19 protein-coding genes are annotated in these 19503 nt (G+C 41.1%); 5 read left to right on the top strand and 14 right to left on the bottom strand.

The window, feature by feature from the left end:
- Positions 1-63: 63 nt before the first annotated feature.
- Positions 64-660, bottom strand: coding sequence for an RlmE family RNA methyltransferase (locus tag DYY65_RS01460; protein WP_162476208.1), 597 nt, complete (start codon positions 658-660; stop codon positions 64-66).
- A gap of 334 nt (positions 661-994) precedes the next feature.
- Positions 995-1495, bottom strand: coding sequence for a helix-turn-helix transcriptional regulator (locus DYY65_RS01455; protein ID WP_201449250.1), 501 nt, complete (start codon positions 1493-1495; stop codon positions 995-997).
- A 157-nt stretch (positions 1496-1652) separates the two neighbouring features.
- On the opposite strand from DYY65_RS01455, the gene DYY65_RS01450 reads away from it, so the two are divergent.
- Positions 1653-2792 carry a tetratricopeptide repeat protein gene (locus tag DYY65_RS01450; RefSeq protein ID WP_162476207.1) on the top strand — a complete coding sequence of 380 codons (1140 nt, stop codon included), beginning with the start codon at positions 1653-1655 and terminating at the stop codon, positions 2790-2792.
- A gap of 121 nt (positions 2793-2913) precedes the next feature.
- On the opposite strand, the gene DYY65_RS01445 is transcribed toward DYY65_RS01450, so the two are convergent.
- Entirely contained in the window at positions 2914-3744 is an 831-nt protein-coding gene (locus DYY65_RS01445; protein WP_162476206.1) for a cupredoxin domain-containing protein, read from the bottom strand.
- Positions 3745-3932: 188 nt separating this feature from the next.
- On the opposite strand from DYY65_RS01445, the gene DYY65_RS01440 reads away from it, so the two are divergent.
- A complete protein-coding gene (locus DYY65_RS01440) occupies positions 3933-4190 on the top strand; it encodes a hypothetical protein (protein WP_162476205.1) in 258 nt (85 codons plus the stop codon).
- A 76-nt stretch (positions 4191-4266) separates the two neighbouring features.
- Here the strand turns inward: DYY65_RS01440 and tpiA are convergent, their stop codons facing one another.
- Together tpiA and DYY65_RS01430 are read right to left on the bottom strand one after the other, a co-directional pair.
- Positions 4267-4944 carry a triose-phosphate isomerase gene (gene tpiA / locus DYY65_RS01435; protein WP_370519259.1) on the bottom strand — a complete coding sequence of 226 codons (678 nt, stop codon included), beginning with the start codon at positions 4942-4944 and terminating at the stop codon, positions 4267-4269.
- A gap of 45 nt (positions 4945-4989) precedes the next feature.
- On the bottom strand, positions 4990-6081 hold the full coding sequence (locus DYY65_RS01430; RefSeq protein WP_162476221.1) for a fructose-1,6-bisphosphatase: 1092 nt from the start codon (positions 6079-6081) through the stop codon (positions 4990-4992).
- A 266-nt stretch (positions 6082-6347) separates the two neighbouring features.
- Between DYY65_RS01430 and DYY65_RS01425 the strand changes: the two genes are divergently transcribed.
- Positions 6348-6515 (top strand): 50S ribosomal protein L40e, encoded by a 168-nt coding sequence (locus DYY65_RS01425; RefSeq protein ID WP_162476204.1) that lies wholly within the window; start codon positions 6348-6350, stop codon positions 6513-6515.
- A 65-nt stretch (positions 6516-6580) separates the two neighbouring features.
- On the opposite strand, the gene ilvC is transcribed toward DYY65_RS01425, so the two are convergent.
- The 9 genes from ilvC to DYY65_RS01380 form a co-directional block, all read right to left on the bottom strand.
- Complete coding sequence (ilvC, locus tag DYY65_RS01420) at positions 6581-7594, bottom strand: ketol-acid reductoisomerase (protein ID WP_162476220.1); 1014 nt, start codon at positions 7592-7594, stop codon at positions 6581-6583.
- Positions 7595-7988: 394 nt separating this feature from the next.
- A complete protein-coding gene (locus DYY65_RS01415; protein WP_162476203.1) occupies positions 7989-9014 on the bottom strand; it encodes an isocitrate/isopropylmalate dehydrogenase family protein in 1026 nt (341 codons plus the stop codon).
- A gap of 32 nt (positions 9015-9046) precedes the next feature.
- Positions 9047-10525, bottom strand: a complete 1479-nt coding sequence (locus tag DYY65_RS01410) for a 2-isopropylmalate synthase (protein WP_162476202.1) — start codon at positions 10523-10525, stop codon at positions 9047-9049.
- A 38-nt stretch (positions 10526-10563) separates the two neighbouring features.
- Positions 10564-11112 carry an acetolactate synthase small subunit gene (ilvN, locus tag DYY65_RS01405; protein ID WP_162476201.1) on the bottom strand — a complete coding sequence of 183 codons (549 nt, stop codon included), beginning with the start codon at positions 11110-11112 and terminating at the stop codon, positions 10564-10566.
- 5 nt (positions 11113-11117) lie between these two features.
- Complete coding sequence (ilvB, locus tag DYY65_RS01400; protein WP_162476219.1) at positions 11118-12797, bottom strand: biosynthetic-type acetolactate synthase large subunit; 1680 nt, start codon at positions 12795-12797, stop codon at positions 11118-11120.
- A 338-nt stretch (positions 12798-13135) separates the two neighbouring features.
- Complete coding sequence (gene lsrF / locus DYY65_RS01395; protein WP_162476200.1) at positions 13136-13948, bottom strand: 3-hydroxy-5-phosphonooxypentane-2,4-dione thiolase; 813 nt, start codon at positions 13946-13948, stop codon at positions 13136-13138.
- A gap of 54 nt (positions 13949-14002) precedes the next feature.
- Positions 14003-15034 carry a zinc-dependent dehydrogenase gene (locus DYY65_RS01390; RefSeq protein WP_236561590.1) on the bottom strand — a complete coding sequence of 344 codons (1032 nt, stop codon included), beginning with the start codon at positions 15032-15034 and terminating at the stop codon, positions 14003-14005.
- Between the two features lie 824 nt (positions 15035-15858).
- A complete protein-coding gene (locus tag DYY65_RS01385; protein ID WP_236561589.1) occupies positions 15859-16056 on the bottom strand; it encodes a YHS domain-containing protein in 198 nt (65 codons plus the stop codon).
- 503 nt (positions 16057-16559) lie between these two features.
- Complete coding sequence (locus DYY65_RS01380) at positions 16560-17399, bottom strand: prenyltransferase (protein ID WP_236561588.1); 840 nt, start codon at positions 17397-17399, stop codon at positions 16560-16562.
- 173 nt (positions 17400-17572) lie between these two features.
- On the opposite strand from DYY65_RS01380, the gene DYY65_RS01375 reads away from it, so the two are divergent.
- A complete protein-coding gene (locus DYY65_RS01375) occupies positions 17573-18010 on the top strand; it encodes an HIT family protein (RefSeq protein WP_162476197.1) in 438 nt (145 codons plus the stop codon).
- Positions 18011-18149: 139 nt separating this feature from the next.
- Positions 18150-18398, top strand: coding sequence for a hypothetical protein (locus DYY65_RS01370; RefSeq protein WP_162476196.1), 249 nt, complete (start codon positions 18150-18152; stop codon positions 18396-18398).
- Positions 18399-19503 lie beyond the last annotated feature (1105 nt).

Here is a 19503-nt window from a genome sequence, read left to right as displayed (position 1 = left end):
TCTCGACTTACAGCTCAAGAATATTGCGACAAGATGGACCATCAAAGAAAGGCATAATTCAAATCAGGTAAGTGTAAAGTCTAAACATACTAAGTATTGCTCACTGCTTCTCTGTCTACTAGCCTTGGGCTTACTTGAGTACACCCTTTGAAAGTGACATCTCATCTCTTTTTTCAATCGTTCAAGGAGTTCTCCTTCAAAAACTTTGAAGACTGAAATACCATCTCTCTTTAATAATCGAACGCTAGCTGATAAGGCAGCTCTTGTAAGCGAAATTTGCCTGGCGTGGTCCAGGTCCCAGATGCCACTCATATTTGGTGACAAATCTGACAGTACTATATCCACTTTTCCTCCTACCAATTTGAGAACTTCATCTATCACTTCAGAATCAGTTATGCTACCCTGTAGGGTTATAACACCTTGCAAAGGATAAATATGCTTGAGATCAATTCCAATTACCATGGCATTCTCCCCAACTTTTTGTTTTGCCACCTGAAGCCAACCCCCAGGCGAAGACCCTATATCGACCACGGTACTTTTAGACTTAAAAATATGATAGGAGTTGTCTAACTGGGCAAGCTTATAGGCGGATCGGCTCCTATATCCATCTTTTTTGGCCAGCGTTCGATAATATTCTTTTTTCGCTTCGATTAATCTCATTTTGAAAATCTCCGCGTCGACGGATTTCTATGATGGAATATGTATTGTTCAGTCGGTGTCATATACATGGTATCGGTAATCTGGATCTTCTGCAGTTTTGAATTTCATCAATATGATTTATAGTTTTAAAATGAGTTCTTCTGAATCGAGTCAACATAGTTTTTATTTGTTTCAAGACTTGGTTATTCGACATCGGGGGAAAGCTACAGATGGAGTTTAGTATTATCCATAATTGCTATCATAGTTGTGGGAGCTATCAAGCCCAAGATATAATTCCAACTAACCCGACTTCACAATTAGAATAATTGAACAATTTAGTGTTTGCATAAATCCTCTAATGATAATTTACAGAAGTTGCCTTTGACTCATTCACCACAAGCTGAGCCTCACTGATGTCGTGCCTAATATTACTTTCTTGAGTTCGTGGAAGAATATCCTGTGATGTGGACTCTTCACTACGATAATGAGGTTCTGTAGCAGTGTCGTAGGAAATTAAAGTCCAATTTTCTATAAGGTTGCAGCTGTTAGGACTGTAGTAAGCGTCGATTGAGCACATATGCTCGACAGGGCAGGTCAGACACGGGGCTTGCTCAATCGTGTCTGTTCCTACTGGTAATTTGAGTGCAAATAGTTTGTAGGTCCATCTACCCTCTTGCAACACCTTCTCGCGTTTTATGAGAGATCGTTTCTCAAGACGGATCGCAACACGAGAGCCGTCTCGGCTAGTCAAGTCAAGCTCCTTCCACAACTTAGATTGAAGAATGCCCTCCTTTCCATTATTAATAATGATTCTGAAACTTCTTCCAGTTAATCCTTCTACATCGATATCGCTCAATTTCAATTAAATAACCCCGAGATAATATAGTAAGCGCATCCCTTCTAAATAATCCTTTTGCAATCAAACGCTTTTCAGAGAAAGATAAAAGAGGGATTGTATCGCTACAAAGTCACGCTCCAAATCTATTTATCTGCGAGAAGGCCTACTTATACTAATGGGCAAGCTCTTAGGAAGAAGGCATAAGTCGTATGAAACCGATTCCGAACCCAATCATTTTGTTAGTTACGATGACGATTCGGAGTTCCAGAAGCGACATCTTTACCAGAAAGGTGTTAACCAGATGGCAAGCGAAAGGCTTGAAGACGCCATACGTAGCTTTGATTTAGCCCTAAGAATTGACCCAAAATATGTTGATTCTTGGATAAAAAAAGGGTACGCCCATTTTCATCTTGGTCAATACGCAGTAGCGATTTCCTCATACGATAAAGCTTTGGACATAGATATCAGTAATGGTGAAGCATGGAATATGAAGGGCTTGGCCTATTACAAGATGAGTAATTATGATAAAGCCATTGAATCATGCGACAAGGCGATTGACATTAACCCGAATGACGGAATGTCTTGGTATAATAAAGCTTGTTACCTTACTGTTATAGGGAAGCCTGACGAAGGCATGGAAGCTCTTAAGCGTTCGATTGAGATAGACATCACTTACGCCAAAAGAGCAGTGAGAGACAGAGACTTTGAAAATGCCAAGGCAGAAGAGGGATTTAGGCGGATTATCGAGGTCGTAGTGCTAGAATCTATTCGACAAGGGTACAACTACGTAGGAAAAATCGTATGGGTTACAGGAATGGACAAAACTGAAGTTGAAGATGCTATTATGAGACTATCCCTGAAAGGTTTGGTGATAAGAAAGGAAAAGAAAGAGATCCATGGCTTCTTTACAAGCAAGGAAGAGTACTATGAATTAGTCAAAGAAATAGCTGAAAAAGTTGGAGTCTCGAAGCGCATCGGCTTTTTGGGTCGTACTAAAGAAATATCTGCCCCTGTTCAGCAAATAAGGGACATTCTAGAGGTTCTGGGTAAGGCGAAAGAGTCAGTGGAGATTGGTGACGTCGGTTCAACGATGGAATGTTTCGATCAGTTAATTAACCCTGCTAAGCATGGGACAGCAATGATAGAGCAATTTTTCGACCAACATAGAGACCTAAGAATGTTCCAAATCAGGTTAAAGGACAAAGGATTTGAATATCTAAACTCACATAAGCCTGACTTGTTTAAGCTATTAGCAGATATGGAGGCAAACATGCGAACTTCTCCAGTTTTGCGTTCAGCTGAGGATGGCAGCTAGAAGACACACTCCATTATACAATTAGAGAAATTCTTTTCGAGAATCTTTTGCCAGCCTGAGGCAACCATTTTCTGTGAGCCCAGTTGCATTTCTCTGAACTTCTGGCTTGCAACCGGTTTCATCACTGCATTATATTAATCGTTCCTCTCATGAAGGGATGGATTGAACAGAAGTAATCGTACCTTTGTTTTATTAAATGTGCAGTATTGAGACCAAAAGTCTTTTTTGGCATGATCAGAGACGAATCAAAGGACTTCCCACTGTCTGCAAAGCTTGTTACGGTGTGCGGAACGTTATCATTATTGGTCCAAATTATACCTCCGCCTTTCTTTATTTGGATAACTTTTGGATCAAAGTTAGGGTTGCCTTTGGCTGATGCACCTGGTAAAATAACTACTTTCAAAACTGGAGCTCCCTTGGAGAATGTTACAGAATTGGAGGTAGAGCTTTTTGAATTAGACATGCCAGGAGTCGCCCCATTTTGCCCTGTTTGAGCTGAGGATTTTGGTACTACAACGCCTAGTACATAAAATGCAGATCCTCCAACTATCGCAATTCCAACGAGAATAATTGATAAATTTCTCATATACGGTGCATTCTTGTAGGATGCAAGCGCAAGAACTGAAATTGGGAGAAAGATGATTGTCATTAATGTAATATACGCAAATATACTTGGCACGTGCGCACTTACAGTTATAGCAGCGGCAAAACCAAAAGTTACCAGAAAACCCAAAGTGAATAAGCTAGCAGATTTTGCTCTAGGTCCTGTAGGAAAGCCATCCTTAAATAGACCTTGCACTAAAAAGATGAGCCCAATAAACATAGCGAGAAGAGACACAGCATGCATACCTTCTAAAAAAGTAGCTGCAATTCCTGCTAGCGAGAGGGCTACACCAGCAATCCCTAAAGAAGTAAGACCAATACCTGGTAACAACAAGTCCCAGTCAGTCATGCGATGTCAGTTTTACTGGAAAGGTTTTTAGATAATTAATTCTTTGTGGTTTGTCACGTCTACACTGCCCGGCTGGTATGATCAAGTTATAAGTCTCTGATCACAATAGCAAAATTAGCGAAGATAGTAATTACTCCTGTTGCCAACTATTAGTAACGGTTATATATTTTCTATAATTTGAGTTAAGTGTGAGACAGGCTCATCTACTTAGAATTCTTGTAAAGGAGAGGGCCGTTGTAAGACTTGTGAAAACCATCGGGTATGCAGAGTATCCTACCAGAGAATTGCTCCAAAAACTAGGAGCTTATGGACATGGACATAAACTGCTGCTGAAGGCACAGAGTAATGGTCTGGTTCAGAGAAAAGTAGTCAAAAATAGGATCTATAACAGATTAACGAATGATGGCAAAAAGCTAATTAAGCTGTCAAACGAGATTGGCTTGTAAAACATAATCCTAAGACATTACGATGAGAGACACCGATCAACCGTGATCGTATTATATTCCCATTTTTCTTGTTCGACTATCTCACGAGAAATCCTGACGCCAACTCGAGAATCTTTTCATGCCAAGAGCTTGCCTTTATTACACCGCTTGATACCAGAATCCCTTCTGCCCCCAATCTGATTGCGCTAATAACGTCGGTCTTATCAACTATCCCAGCGCCACAAAGAAGTCTCGTCGAATTCGAGCGATCAGATTTGGCTTCTAGAGAACGCGTAATGATTGACGGATCGTGCTTAGAAACTGCTCGGCCCGACCCTATTAACTCAGGAGGTTCGATAGCAATGAAATCTGGATGAAAGCTTGCTATATTTGAAACCTCCTCTGGGCTTTTGGCGCAAACAATTGATGTCATTTTCAAATTTCGAAGTCGTTCGACCATCTCACTAATCAAGCTTTGACTAATAGGATGCTCGCTATGATTAATTATTGATCCGACTGCACCAAATGACTTTGCCATCTCTGGAGACAGGAAGCCTGTGGATGCACCTTCAGAAGTATTGTCTAAATGTTGGCACAGAACTGGAATACTTACCATCTGGCTCAAGGAAGAAATTGAAAAAAGTGGGGGAGCCAAACCAATCTCAACTTGAAGATCATCTGCAATTTTTTGAGCGGCGTTTGAAAGATTAATAGTAGCTCGGCCATGCACTTCACGATAGTTCTTAAAATTTATGATTAGAGTGGGTGATCTCACTTTAGGTCTTTTTCCTCTGCTCTTAAATCAAGATTAGTTTGGCTGTCACGAAGAGGGCAATTTGAATTTCCCTTGTAGTTTCGACATCCTTGCTTCATATCCTTTGTTATATTCCAACTCTTCCGGAACAAGCGTTGCTGGATGGATGAACCCTTGGTTACGGATTATCATTGCTCTTTCTGCAGCCATCCAACGCTGAAGATCCCAATCCGGGGTACCAAACCCATCTAATGGACCGGTAAATTTTCCCGCATGCATACTAAATACAAGGCATGAGACGATAGGCAAAGAATAGTTCAAGCTGGCGGCAGAATTTAATTTGACAGGCATAAGCGGCATATGATGGCTGCCTCTTGTGTTTCCGGCAACGAAGTGTGGGTCGTTAAAAGCACTGCCAGTTTCTTCTGTTGCAGGAAAATCCTTTTGAGTTCTCACTATAGCAATTGGATCATCTTTTCCAACATATGTTCCTGCGATGTTATGCAATCTGTCAGTTGAAGCGGAGACAATCTGGTCCCCATCATTAGACAGTACTGAATGTATTACATATCTACCAGGATACATTAAAGCTGCCTCAAGCTCTGGCTTGTCTTGCCACATTTTTAAATCAGCGATCTGACCACCTACCACATCCATAATTCTGAAAGTCACTCCTGCCGCGAGTTTTTCATTTATCAATAGACCAGTATTACTTCGTGCGTCTACAAACAATCGCCACAAAGGAAAATTAAAGGCACCAGGCTCAGTCTTATCGGCAGCAAAAATACAAAAAACTTCACTGGTACGTTCTTCCATTTCGATCTCAGCAACCCCTGGACCCATCCCCTTCACATTACCTGAAAAGGAATCCTTGAGAAGGTCCTGACCGGCACCATAGAGGCCTTGATCCTTAGCTACTTTAGTTCCTTCGTTAAAGGCATTCCATGCAAGCTTATGGATATTTCGGTCATCTACCTTATGTGTGTGACTCATAATAATATGAACATCATCTCCAGTATATCCCACGTAAAAGTCGATCAAGAGGTCCTTTGACTCCTCTACAGACCTTTTCACCGCTCCGATTAGTTCATCACTTGGGCGCGTGTGGCCACCTATTCCTCCTATGTCGGCCTTGATTGCCGATAATGTTATACGCATAACGAACCTCTGCTGCTTGACGTTTAAAACCTTTGTGATAGCATTATCAGTCCACGGTAATAGCATTATCAGTGACTACAAACAGCCAGGAACAGTAGAGGTCGAACCAATCGGCCGGTATGAACGACAACAAAGGCTTATAGAAGAAATTTTAGGTGAGGTTTGGCCGATGCGTATAAAGGTAAGCGCGAATTCAGCCATTATAGTCAGCCCGAGAATAGAAAGCTAAAAATCATACGACTATAACATAACAATTGAGGAAAATAATGCCCATTACTGATGTTGTAAAAAAACAAATTGCACAACAACGAAGGTTATTCTTTAAAATTTGCTTCAATTGTGGTGCAAAGAACCCGATTCTTTCTACGAGATGCAGAAAATGTCATGCCAAGCAAATGAGGCTCAAGAACAGAACGCTAGGAGTTAAGAAATAGGCATAAAGGGTTTCATCCGCTTATTCTTTCATATTTACAGGAAGGAACCTCAGTGTTCACACAGGTTATGTAGTAGTCACTTCTGCTTCTCCGGGCCACATCATTCTGCGTAATTCCTTTCCAACTTTTTCCAATTGATGATTCTCAATCTCTTTCATATTCCGAACAAAGGAATATTTTCCGTCTTTTTTGTATGCACTGACCCATTCGTCAGCAAATTTTCCTGAGCGTATTTCTTCTAAAATTTCCTTCATCTTTTTTCTCGTTTCATCGCCTATCACCCTAGGCCCTCTGGTAAGGCCTCCGTATCTAGCAGTCTCGCTGACTCGATTATACATTCCTGTCAGCCCATACTTCTGTATTAGATCTACTATTAGTTTCAACTCGTGAAGACATTCGAAATAAGCAACTTCTGGTTGATATCCGTTTTCAGCGAGTGTATCGAAGGCGGACATTATCAAAGAGTGAACTCCTCCACAAAGGTCCACTTGTTCCCCAAACCAATCTGTTTCGACTTCTTCTTTAAAGGAAGTTTGAAGCACTCCTGGCTTGGTACTACCAATCGATTTTGCAATGGCCAACACTTTATCCCACGCCTTTTTAGTATAGTCCTGATGGACAGCGACCAATGAAGGGGTACCAAAGCCCTGTAAATACAATTCTCTAACCAATTGTCCTGGCCCTTTGGGAGCTACCATAATAACATCTACGGTGCTTGGGGCAATGATCCATTTCCAATGTATGGCTGCACCGTGAGAAAAACTGATGGTGTCTCCATTCCGTAAATGTGAAGAAACATGGTTCAAATAGACCTCGGCTTGTTCCATATCCGGGATCAAAAAATGTATGATGTCTGCTGCTTCAGCAGCTTCTGACATTTCCATCACACGATGACCATCTGCCTCGGCAGATTCCCATGTTTTACTACCTCTTCTAAGGCCAACGATGACATCTATACCTGAATCCCTCATATTACAAGCCTGAGCGCGACCTTGAATACCATATCCTAACAATGCAATCTTCTTTCCTTCGAGCACACTAGTAGTAACCTCATCATCTTGCCATCTTTTAGCAGGCATCATAGTGGAGTGTAAAGCTGTTCTATATATGCCATCCCATCCATTAGAATTATTAGGTTTGGTATGTGTTACTTATCCGACCCCGAGAGTCAATTTCTCAACCATCAAGTATTGTTAGATTATAATACTATCCGTTTATTTCGTCAGCTAGTAGCGTAATCGAGACGTGATCTATTCTGATTGAAAGCGAACCCGCTAATAGATCAAAGGAATTCTAAATTTAATTCAGATCTGTTTTGGATTTTAATCAAAAACAATATAATTAAGAAATCAAAATACAAAAATCTTCCCAACTTTCATCAAATGTTTGGATTGGCTGGTAATCGCCTTCTAAAATCCTGCTGAGTAACGGCTTGATTTTTGATAGGAACTGAACTTCTTTTATGTTTCTCAGCTAGTACATTGACAACGAAAGTAACTTCGTGAATTCGTTGGTTGTTAATTTCCCTCCCAAATCTTTGGTAGTTTGGTTATTTCTAAACATTTCAACTAAGCAGGATTCCAGATGTTGGCCGGTCCTAAAAGCATCATTATCACTGTATTTATTGGACAACCATTCTAATAGCATTTTTATGGATAACAACATACCGGATGGGTTAGCCTGATTTTTCCCGGCAATATCAAAGGCGGCGCCGTGGACCGGTTCAAATAGCCCAAAAGACTCTCCGATATTGGCGCAAGGAGCCAACCCCAATCCACCGACGACCTGTGCGGCTTCATCTGATAGAATATCTCCATAAAGATTCGATGTCAAAATAACATCGAATTCATCAGGGTTGCGTATTAAATTCATTGCACATGCATCTACGTAAGATTCGTTGTAGCTAATATTTGGATAGTTTTGCGAGACTGCTCTGCATGTCTTTGCAAACAGCCCATCACTCATTCGTAGCACATTAGATTTATGAACGGCTACAACCCTCTTTTTATTATCTCTTAAGCGTGCCTCTTCAAAAGCGTACTTTGCAATCCGTTCAGATGCCCTTTTTGAGGTAATTCTCAAGCTAATCGCTGTGTTATCGTCTGCTTGAAACTCCCATCCCATGTACAAATCTTCGGTATTTTCTCTAATGAGTACGAGATCTACACTATCTGAGAGGTTCTCAACGTTGGGATAAGATTTTGCTGGCCTAACGTTCGCATAAAGGTCAAAGAGGCGTCTTAACACAAGGACAACATCAGCTGCGCTCTCGCCGACAGGTGCCTTTAAGCATCCTTGTGACCCTTTGATTATTTCCATACTAAGTTGAGGGAGAGCCTCGCCATATTTTGCCAGTGCTCCATCGCCAGCTTCAGCGGTTTTAACATTAAATTTGACTGTAGTGTTGTCATTTATCTTCTCGAGTATCATATTAGCAGAGGATGCAAGCTCAGGCCCAATACCATCCCCTAATACTAAAGCAATGTTGTACCTCCCCATTGGTTAGTGAGGTTATATTGTAGTGTATAAATTTACTTTTGACTTTTTGAATGTAGGACCTTTTGTAACATTACTTTGTTAACTGCTTCCATCATAGCTTGGACAGAGGCGACGACTACATCTTCGCCGGCTTTCCTTGAGGAAACAACTCCACCGTTTTTATCCTCCACTTTCACTGACACTTCCGCTAGTGCATCCGATCCTCCAGTGATAGATTCTAACCTGTACTCTCTGATCCTAATATTGGCCATCTCCCCAGCAATCTTCTGTATTGCTTTCAGTGCAGCGTCTACTGGACCCACCCCGATTTCTGAAGCAATCAGATCTTTGCCTTCAGTATTTAGTCTTACTACCGCCGTGGGAATAATATTCATCCCAGTGACGATGTGGAAATCATAGAGCTTAAACTTCTCTTCAAATTTGCTGTTATGCATAACTTCGCCTGCGATCGATAGAAGCTCCGTGGTACTGATAGATTTTCCCATGTCTGCTAGACTTTTTTGTCTATTCACAATCTCAAGAAGTTCCATCTCCGTAGGATTTATTCCGAATGTTTCGAGCATTGCATTTATTCCATGGGTACCGGCATGTTTACCTGCTTGTAGCCATCTCTTCCTACCTACAAGTTCAGGACTTATGGGTTCATAAGTCATAGGGTTATTTAATATGCCATGAGTATGAATACCCGATTCATGTCCAAATGCATTCTCGCCGATAATTGCCTTATTCGGTTGCACAGTGACCCCCATAACATTTGCCACGAACTTGGAGGTCTCATAAAGCAACTCTGTCTTAACATTATGTTTTCGCCCATAAAGGCACTGAAGGCCCATCACGAACTCCTCGAGGGATGCGTTACCAGCTCTTTCTCCTAAACCGTTTATTGTTACATGAGCACATTCAGCGCCTGCAACAATCCCAGAAAGTGAATTAGCTACTGCAAGACCAAAGTCATCATGGCAATGTACACTAGTAGGCAACCCGGTTGGTCGTACCACATCTATGACTAGCTGTCGAATGTATTCTGGAGTAGCATATCCCACGGTATCCGGGATATCAATCCTGTTAGCCCCAGCAAGTGCCACTGCTGAGAACACTTGACTCAAAAATGATCGATCAGATCGAGTTGCATCCTCTGCAGAAAATTCTACCAGGATCCCATGCTTTTTTGAATATTCTACTGCCCAGATGGCCTTTTCAAGTACCTGTTCTCTAGTCATCTTCAGCTTGTATTTCATATGAATATCTGATGTGGCAATAAAAGTGTGAATATAATTTAAATCAGAATTTATAGCAGCATCCAAGTCTGATTTTACTGCACGTGCCAAGCCACAAACTTCTGCTCTCAACCCTTGCTTGATTATATTCTTGATGGCAAGTACTTCGCCTTGTGAAACTGCAGGGAACCCAGCCTCAATTACGTCAATCCCAAGCTCATCCAATTTTAATGCGATTTGAAATTTTTGTTCAGGAGATATAGATACGCCTGGAGTCTGCTCACCATCCCTCAAAGTAGTATCAAATATCCTTACTTTTTGTTCAGTTATTGTTAGAGTTCTCCTCCTCTCGAAAGAGCTGAGACGCCAGTTCTAGCTAGCTGCAATATTCCAAAGTGTTCTACAAGCCTTTTGAAGGCATCTATTTTGTCCGGTGTTCCGGTAAGCTCTACGGTAATGGTATCATTCCCTATATCAAGTATGTTTGCTCTAAAAATGGACGCGAAATTAACAATTTCCATTCTTGCCGTGGGCTCGGCTGCCTTCATCTTAATCAATGCCAATTCGCGATAAACAGTCCTATTTGTGTCTAGTACCTTCACCTCTACTACATCAATAAGCTTCCGAAGTTGCTTTACCAGCTGGTCAAGTGTCCGCTCATCACCGTTAAATGTTATTGTCATTCTCGACAGATCTGTCTTCTCAGTGGACCCGACTGTGATACTTTCGATATTAAAATTTCTTGCTCTAAAAAGATTTGTGACTCTGAACAATACCCCAGGTTTATTTTCGAGCAAAGCGGATAAAATATGCCATCCTTGAAATTTTTCGCCGTCCGAGGTACGTTCTACATATGCAGTAGATCCGTCCGCCCCTGTCATGACTATCAGGATCCCGTGACCATATCCTTTAAGCCAGTGCCAGGTACTACAAATGGATATACATCTTCTTCCGGATCTATTGAAATATCGATGACGGTCGCGACTTCCATCTTGAGAGCAGACCTTATCGCCTGTTCCAGCTCAGGCAAGGATTGAACCTTGATGCCTTCTGCTCCATATGCCTGTGCAATTTTTACATAATCAGGACAATTATGTTGATGAACTCCCATATATCGTCTATTATAAAATGCTCTCTGCCATTGGGCCACCATTCCCAACATATAATTATTCATAAGGAAAACTATGACAGGGAGCTCGTCAAGAACAGAGACCGCAAGAGAGTTCTCTGTCATATTAAATGAACCGTCACCAGCTATATCTACCACAGATACTTCTGGTCGGGCGGCTTTCGCACCTATCGAGGCAGGAAATCCAAATCCCATTGTTCCAAGACCAGTCGAACTGAAAAAAGTGCCTGGAGATATAACGTCAAAATGTAACGAAGCCCACATTTGGCACTGTCCTACTTCGGTTGTCACGATAGACTCGCTTGGCAAAATTTCCCGTAACTTCTTTAGTGCCTTTCTTGCAGTCAGCTCCCTCGAATAGTCCTTAATAGTCTCTGAATAATAGTCAATAAGCTCCTTTCTCCTCTTCAGCCAGGGATTGTCAAGGTCCTTTTTTATTATGGCTTTTGAGAGCATCTTGAAGAGAGTTCTAAGCGACGACTTCACATCTCCAATCACTGCGACATCAACCAATTTGTTTTTGCCAATTTCTGCCGGATCAACGTCCAAATGTATTATGTTCATTCCTCTTCCAAATTCGTCGTACCTCCCAACTGATCTGTCCGAAAACCTTGCGCCTACTGCCAGTATGCAATCCGCTTCCAATATCATCTTGTTAGCTTCAGCATGACCGTGCATTCCTATTGGACCCATTGCTAGGGCATGATTTTCAGGAAAGGAGCCCTTCCCTTTGAAAGTCGTGACCACGGGAGCCATCAGTAGCTCAGCTAATGCCTGCAACTCAGAAAATGCTCCTGACAGTATTACTCCACCTCCACTCATTATTATTGGTCGCTGAGCAGTAAGCAATATTTCAGCGGCCTTACCCAACTGGGAAAGATCCGGGTCCACAATAGGGCTATAACCTCTCACCTTAATTAGGTCAGGAAATGTCATTTCGGCGCTGGCCTGCTGGACATCCTTAGGTATATCTATGAGAACCGGCCCCGGTCTACCACTCTCAGCAATGTAAAAGGCCTTTTTAACTGTTTCAGGTATATCTCGCGCTGACCGAGGTTGGAACGAGTATTTTGTACACGGGTTAGCAACACCAATAATATCGGTTTCTTGGAAAGCATCCTTTCCTATCATAGCTACTGCAACCTGGCCGGTCACCGCCAAAACGGGTGATGAGTCCGCATAAGCAGTGGCCAGGCCCGTGATAATATTAGTAGCGCCTGGACCTGACGTAGCAAAACACACACCTGCCTTTCGCTTTATTCTTGCATAGCCATCGGCCATGTGAGAAGCTGACTGCTCATGCCTAACGAGAACATGTCTAAAGTTGGCATCTACCAAAGCATCGTAAATAGGAAGATTCGCACCACCAGGTAATCCAAATACATATTCCACTCCTTCTCTTTCCAAGGCTGTAACCAATGCCTTAGACCCAATCATTTCTACCAAGTGTAATCCTCACCAACCGCAATCACTAGACAACACCCCGTTAAAACTGCTTGCAGGTCCGATTAAAGAAGCATACCCACTACCGAACCTAAGCTAGCCATACAGATCGGCTGATGATCCACATAATATTCATAATTAGCACTAGGCATTTCCAACAAAATTGCTGTGCCATCGTAATTTATAAATATTGTGTAAGTTCCGCTACGCGCATTCAGTTTACTCGCGTGCCTATAGAGAAATCCACAAGCGAAATCAATTAACCTTAGCAAATTCCTGGCACAGCGAATTTTGCTTAAATTTGTGATAAAACAGCGTCTGGACTGGTTTAGCTACGCGGTCTTCACAGTGTTTTGAATTGTTTCTTTTTCCTGGATGAAAATTTCGCTAGCCTCCTTCACCGTTGAATTACCATGAACTATAGACCTAATTGCCTTGATCATAGCGATTGGAAAGTCTGATTGCCAAATATTTCTGCCCATATCAACTCCTGCTGCACCGTGCTCGACTGCCTCATAAGCAAGTCGTAATGCATCCTCTGGCTCAGGAAATTTCTTTCCACCAGCAACAACTATTGGAACAGGACAACCTTCAACAACCCTGTCAAAATTCTCGCAGTAGTATGTCTTCACTATATGGGCCCCAAGTTCGGCGGCGATTCTGCATGAAAGTGCCAGATAGCGATAATCTCTCGTCATTTCCTTTCCGACCGCAGTCACAGCAAGGACCGGAATTCCGAACCTTTCACATTCATCTACGAGTTTTGCCAGATTCTTTAAAGTTCGATGTTCATATTTGCTTCCGACAAATATGGAAAGAGCAACACAAGACACGTTAAGTTTCAAGGCATCTTCCACAGAAGTGGTGAGGCTTTCATTCGATAGGTCCTCTCCTATTACGCTGCTCCCTCCTGAAACTCGGAGAACTATTGGAATATTCACACTTGGATTTAGGGAGGTTCGTAAGATGCCGCGGGTGAGCATCAATGAATCAGCATAAGGCAGCAGAGGCTTAATTATTTTACCTGGATTTTCTAACTTTTGCGTGGGACCTAAAAAGTAGCCATGATCTATTGCAAGCATTACAGTTCTTCCGTCTTCAGGCCGAATAATCTTGGAGATTCTGTTTTTCATTCCCCAATCCATATTGATCGTATTTAAAATCGCCGAGTGGAATTATTTATAGTTTCCAAGTCATAACTATGAGGTTATTAGTACCTTCATCGCATCCTTAGCGTTATGGGCACATTCAAGAGCCTCAACAATACGTTCAAGCTCAAATCGATGGGAGATTAACGACTCAAGCTTTATTTGTCTTAATGAAAGCATTCTAATAGCTTGATTTATCTCTATTTCTGAAGACGCGTAACTGGGAATCACCGAAAGCTCCTTTGAATATATTTTTGCCATGTCGCAGGCAATCGTGTTGGCCTTATTCGGAATCCCAAAAATTAGGACGCCACCTCCCTTACGTGTTACATCTGGTGATACAAGTAGTGCTTTCGGATTGCCGGTCGCAACTATTGTGAGATCTGCTCCTCTTTGTTCCGTGATAGCTGCTACCGCCTTCACTAGATTAGTTTCACTTGATGCGTTCAATATATCAACGTCGAAATGCTTTTCGGCAAAGTTCAATCTAAATCGATTAGTATCAGCGACTGCCACTTTTCCTGCGCCGCTTAATTTTGCTAAAATGGCTAGCATCAAGCCTGTTGGTCCAGCCCCTATGACAACTACGTCATCACCCTTTTGTATATTGAATTTTGAGAGGCCTCTTATGCAGCATGCCAGGGGCTCAATAAGTGCGGCCTGTTCAAAAGACAAATCATCGGGCAATTTTGTGAGACCACCTTTGATAGTGTTCATTTTAGGTACCAGGATCAGCTCAGACAAACCACACGGTTCGATATTGCTATTTTGATAGAGGTCACACATAGTGAATTTGCCATGCCAACAATAATGGCACGCGTTGCAGCTAACGTGATGATGAACAAATACTCTATCGCCTATTTTGAATCCTTCAACTGATCGTCCATATTCAGATATAATACCTGCTGGCTCATGACCCAGCCTATTTGATACCATCATATAAGTTCCATAAACCTTCTCCAAGTCAGAGCCACATATTCCACAAGCTCTCATACGTACTAGAACTTCATGTTCGCCGACTTTTGGAACATCAACATCGCCAACAGAAACTTTGTTTCTTCCGCTTACGTAGGCAGCTTTCATGCAAAGAATCTCTCCAATTCTATTTATCCTGTCTGACATCACTAAATATTCAGATATTTGAGTACTTTGAGGTCGGTATCTGAATTGCAGATGTACATGCTTGATCATTCAAAAATTTTTTTCTCATTAAATTTAACAAATTACTATCTCTAATATTAAAGCATCAATGTTGCCATGCTTTTTAGTAGATTAGTTGTTGCATACACACAGCGTTCCAATTTGTGTTAACAAAACGTCCTTACTTAAAACAGGCTCAAATAGAGATATCATAGAGGTGTGTTCTTATGATTGTTCTAAAAGATTCTGTACTACAATAAAGGATTTCCCTGGAAATCTTTTTCCTTCTCGTTTCTCCCACGAAGTTCGAAATTGACTAGCTTGATTAGTTGGTTGAGCAATCTCATCCTCTACTTTATAACACCTTGTATATTGTTCAAGTTGAAACAAGCTTAGTTCAACCTTGCTAGAGGTTTGTTTTAAACCGAATAGATGAATTGTGCAGACTATGTCCGCAGTATCTGAATATTACCAATCAAAGCCCAATGTAACCCTATTCGTTTGGTGTGGGTCTATCACAGCCAGTCGGACAGAATAATATTAGGCTCATAGGAATCGTTGGTTTTTAAAACTTTGTATTGAAATATCGGTTGTCCTGCCTATATGTAGAAAACCATCGCCAACCAACGAATCTAAATTAAGTACCAAATTGCACATCTACAATCTCAGTCCTATTCATGATTAGATAAGGTATCTTGTTAACTTAAATCAAGATACTTAACTTAGTATAGGAAGTCTAGTTTTGATTGAGTATAAGTTACTATCCATCATCGGTACTTGCGCGGTTTCTTGACGAAAATCTTCTTGCAACCTTCTGAACAGAAATAATAATTTTTACCTTGATGATTAAGCGTTGTAGCGAGCTTTTCATCCATTTCAATTCCGCATACTGGATCGACTGGCATGGCAAAAATGGTGATAGATCCTACAATTAATAATTCTTTAGTGGTTCTTTCTTTTCCCATCCACTGCGACTCGAGCAATTACTATTTCGTCAATCTCTGTTGATAAAAAGTTTGATATCCTTATACCTCCGTCTGTCATTCATATGTCATATCCATGTATAGAAGTCATCTGTGGCAAATGTGGTTCTATCATCAACAAAATAATAAGCCTGAAGTCGGTTAGAGATGTATTGAGACCTAGCAGTAACCGATGCAGAGTATGTGGTAATGCACTTAATCCGTCTGATTTTGCTGTTGAGTTGCACAAGCAATAAAAACTGATTAACCTAAGCCAAAGTCATTATGTTTAAGCAGGTGACCATAATCTGGTTTTGTGTAATCTATTCCATAATATTCTGTAAACATGATTTAAAACGTTAAAATTTATTTCTCAAGTAGTAACTTAACCATTGTTACCTACATCTCTTTACAATATTGCCAGACTTGAACAAACTTGGCGGCCCGTAAGTGTGTTCTGCGTCCTTGGTGGCGTAGGGGGTTAGACATCTCTTCGCGGTGTCGATCTATAGCAGCAAACTTAACGTTAAGGCGATACTTGTAGCTCTAGAATATAATAATGTTATTCGCATCACAGAGACTAAACAATCCGTTTGCAAATAAAAGGTGTTAGTATGCTTGACCACATTAATTGCGAGCGGTAAGGAAATCAGCGCTAGCAGGGAATAAAATTTAAAATAACCAAGGAATACGCCGCAAATTATCAGGATATACGGACAAACAACTAGGGCCTTGAATACCTTCGCCGTTCGTGGTTTTCCAAACAATATCACTAATGTCCGTCGTCCACTAGAGCGATCAGCATCGAAATCTGGAAAGGAGTTTACAATCAGTACTGCGGCTGATAATATTCCGATGATGGTGCCCAAATAAATTGCAGGAAAGTCTGTTGTCGCTGTTTGAACATAATAGGATCCGATTACAATGAAAGCGCCTTTGATCGCTACGAAGAATTCTCCAAGACCAAAATTGACGATATCTGATGAATAAAAATAAACCGCCACAATAGCAAAACCTAAGATAAAGACTACCATTATCCCCCTGATAAAGGCAAAGTACGTCCCGATAAGTGCTCCGAGGATGAGAAGGATTAATCCTACTATATATACATGAGATGGTATTAATAGCTTATCTGGAAGTACTCCAGTCCCGCCACTATATTTGGTCCTGAACGTTTTGGTGTCAATTCCCCTCTTGTAGTCCCAATAATCGTTTAACAGATCAATACTTGCATGGAGACAAATGACTCCAATATAAGTAAGTGCTGCATAAGCAAAGTTAATTTCATTCTCTTTTGAAACAGCAAGCACCAAGCCACTGCTTACCGCGACAACAGAGGAGATCAAAAATCTTAATCTTATGGCCCGCAACCAACTTTTGATCAATCACCGTAGAGTTTCCCATACCATTATTTAAGAGCTCAAGCAAAATACAGAATTGACTTGAAGGATATTGTAGCATACCAGCAGATTATCTAATATATATAAATATGCTTCAATCCGTATAGTAGAAGAAATCATTGGAATACTCCTCATGCATTTTCTGCGACATCATTGCTAGGAAACTACCACACATCGGAATCTATGAGGATGACAGTTTCCTAGTCCTCCTGGACAAGTATCCGTTAAGTAGAGGACACACACTTATAATTCCAAAAAAACACTATGACAATTTGCTCGTGATGCCTGTAAGTGAAATAAGAAAACTCTATACATTAGTTCCCGTTGTCTCTAAAGCTATCATCTTGGCTGTAAAGGCTAAAGGGTTCAACGTTGGGCAAAATAACGGAAGAGCAGCGAATCAGATTATCCCTCATCTGCATGTTCATATTATACCCAGGTTTGGTCAAGATAGCCCAGATGATAGATGGCCAGTAAGACAAATAGCAACGTACGAGGATTTGTCTAAAATTGCTGACTTGATTAAACCATTCCTCAATCTATCCATGGTAGATTGAGGAGAAACAATTTGTCAATCCGACTAGTCCCTATTTGTTGAGTTATGTTGGGAGAATTGAGTACGTATATCCCCTCTTCACACCGAGTAAAAAAAAATTGTCTCGATTACTTTTAAAGCTAGAACTCTTGCTAAGTAAGATGACTTCTATTCAGCTCGACAAGAGTTCAAAATACGACTGGACAGAACACGTCTATTCTATCGTCCGAAATAATAGCGGCAGAGTCACAGGTAAGCAGCTCGAAAGAGAAATTGGAAGTAAGTATGAAGTAAGATATGCCATTGCACGCTTGACCAAGGAAGGCAGAATAAGAAGAATCAGGGGATTCGGTGTAGATAGAGTCGAATTCTTTTATCAAGTAACTGACGTCCACACTCTTGAGCCTTGAAGGAGCTGGATTTGACGTTTACTCACGGTTGGCGCAATTTAGTGTATGGGGCCTGAACTCTGACTTGAGCCCTTTCTCTAGAAGTAGCCTCAGATAATAAACTCGCAACATGCACCGATAGAGGTAACTGTCTTGTAAACGTTGGAATATGGCTAACTGTTTCTAATGAATAACCTAACCAATTCCACCTCTAGTAGACTAATTTCACATCCACCTAGTTGCCAAAACTCCACGGACGATTTTTAGAGATATTCAGGTCCGTTAATTCCTAAAAATGCAGTTGAACGTGTAACGACCAATTGTTAAAAAATCTCTTCGTCGCTCCTTATACCGGCCAATCGTGTTTTGACCTCCTTTGCACATTCTAAGCAAACATCTTGGGAGAATGGAAAGGTCTTCATGCAGTCCTTGCAAGTTGGTTTATGACACGAAGCACAGTCTCTAGTTAACTTTTCCAGATTACAGAGATAACAGAAGTTTGCGCACATGTGACTCTATTATCAGTATTCACGTAAAAGCCTATCGCGTCGGACGTTTTTAGAACTTAATTGGGACATTGCAAATCAGATAGATATTTAACTATTCATTTATAATTCAATGTTCCCTATTCGCTAAAGACTTTAACGTTTTCTCGGGTTTTAGTCCTCTGCTTATATGCCAGAAGATAGTCTAAGGCGTCTTGTTTAGAATCAAACTTTGCCTCACCTCTGAACGATCCGTTCTGGTCAATAAGACTAACAACATTCCAAACACCATTTTTGCTCAATTTTTTGACGACAAACATATCTGCTTATTCGATCTATAAGACCATATCATTAAAGTTTAGTCCACACCAAGGGGCATTTATTGTGGATTTGCTTGTGAGGCTCCAGCGAGTTTAGAGTGTTCTATAGGTTTAGTGATGACCGTAATGTCTTTCAATTAAAATTGTCCCTCTTTAACTCATCAAGTACAGAATCAAACGCAGTCGGAAAAATCCTATTTGATGGATTACGGGTCAATCTATCCATGCTGCTTGCAAACCATTCTTTATTGCTGTGAGTGTATAGTGAAGAATAGCAAATCTAGTCTATACGTCTCCTATAGAGGAGCCGCCTCATTAGCT

Origin of the sequence: Nitrososphaera sp. AFS, from assembly GCF_009898475.1 — an archaeon.
GTDB lineage: Archaea > Thermoproteota > Nitrososphaeria > Nitrososphaerales > Nitrososphaeraceae > Nitrosopolaris.
Note: the sequence above shows the minus strand (reverse complement) of the source record. Positions and strands in the feature narration are given on the sequence as shown.

Bases quoted from the DNA above. Each gene is read 5' to 3' on its own strand.
- DYY65_RS01430 (WP_162476221.1), bottom strand. From the start codon at position 6,081: ATGCGTATAACATTATCGGCAATCAAGGCCGACATAGGAGGAATAGGT.
- DYY65_RS01450 (WP_162476207.1), top strand. From the start codon at position 1,653: ATGGGCAAGCTCTTAGGAAGAAGGCATAAGTCGTATGAAACCGATTCC.
- DYY65_RS01445 (WP_162476206.1), bottom strand. From the start codon at position 3,744: ATGACTGACTGGGACTTGTTGTTACCAGGTATTGGTCTTACTTCTTTA.
- DYY65_RS01460 (WP_162476208.1), bottom strand. From the start codon at position 660: ATGAGATTAATCGAAGCGAAAAAAGAATATTATCGAACGCTGGCCAAA.
- ilvN (WP_162476201.1), bottom strand. From the start codon at position 11,112: ATGACAGGGGCGGACGGATCTACTGCATATGTAGAACGTACCTCGGAC.
- DYY65_RS01390 (WP_236561590.1), bottom strand. From the start codon at position 15,034: ATGAAAGCTGCCTACGTAAGCGGAAGAAACAAAGTTTCTGTTGGCGAT.
- lsrF (WP_162476200.1), bottom strand. From the start codon at position 13,948: ATGGATTGGGGAATGAAAAACAGAATCTCCAAGATTATTCGGCCTGAA.
- ilvC (WP_162476220.1), bottom strand. From the start codon at position 7,594: ATGCCTGCTAAAAGATGGCAAGATGATGAGGTTACTACTAGTGTGCTC.
- DYY65_RS01415 (WP_162476203.1), bottom strand. From the start codon at position 9,014: ATGGGGAGGTACAACATTGCTTTAGTATTAGGGGATGGTATTGGGCCT.
- ilvB (WP_162476219.1), bottom strand. From the start codon at position 12,797: ATGATTGGGTCTAAGGCATTGGTTACAGCCTTGGAAAGAGAAGGAGTG.
- DYY65_RS01425 (WP_162476204.1), top strand. From the start codon at position 6,348: ATGCCCATTACTGATGTTGTAAAAAAACAAATTGCACAACAACGAAGG.
- DYY65_RS01385 (WP_236561589.1), bottom strand. From the start codon at position 16,056: ATGGGAAAAGAAAGAACCACTAAAGAATTATTAATTGTAGGATCTATC.
- DYY65_RS01370 (WP_162476196.1), top strand. From the start codon at position 18,150: ATGACTTCTATTCAGCTCGACAAGAGTTCAAAATACGACTGGACAGAA.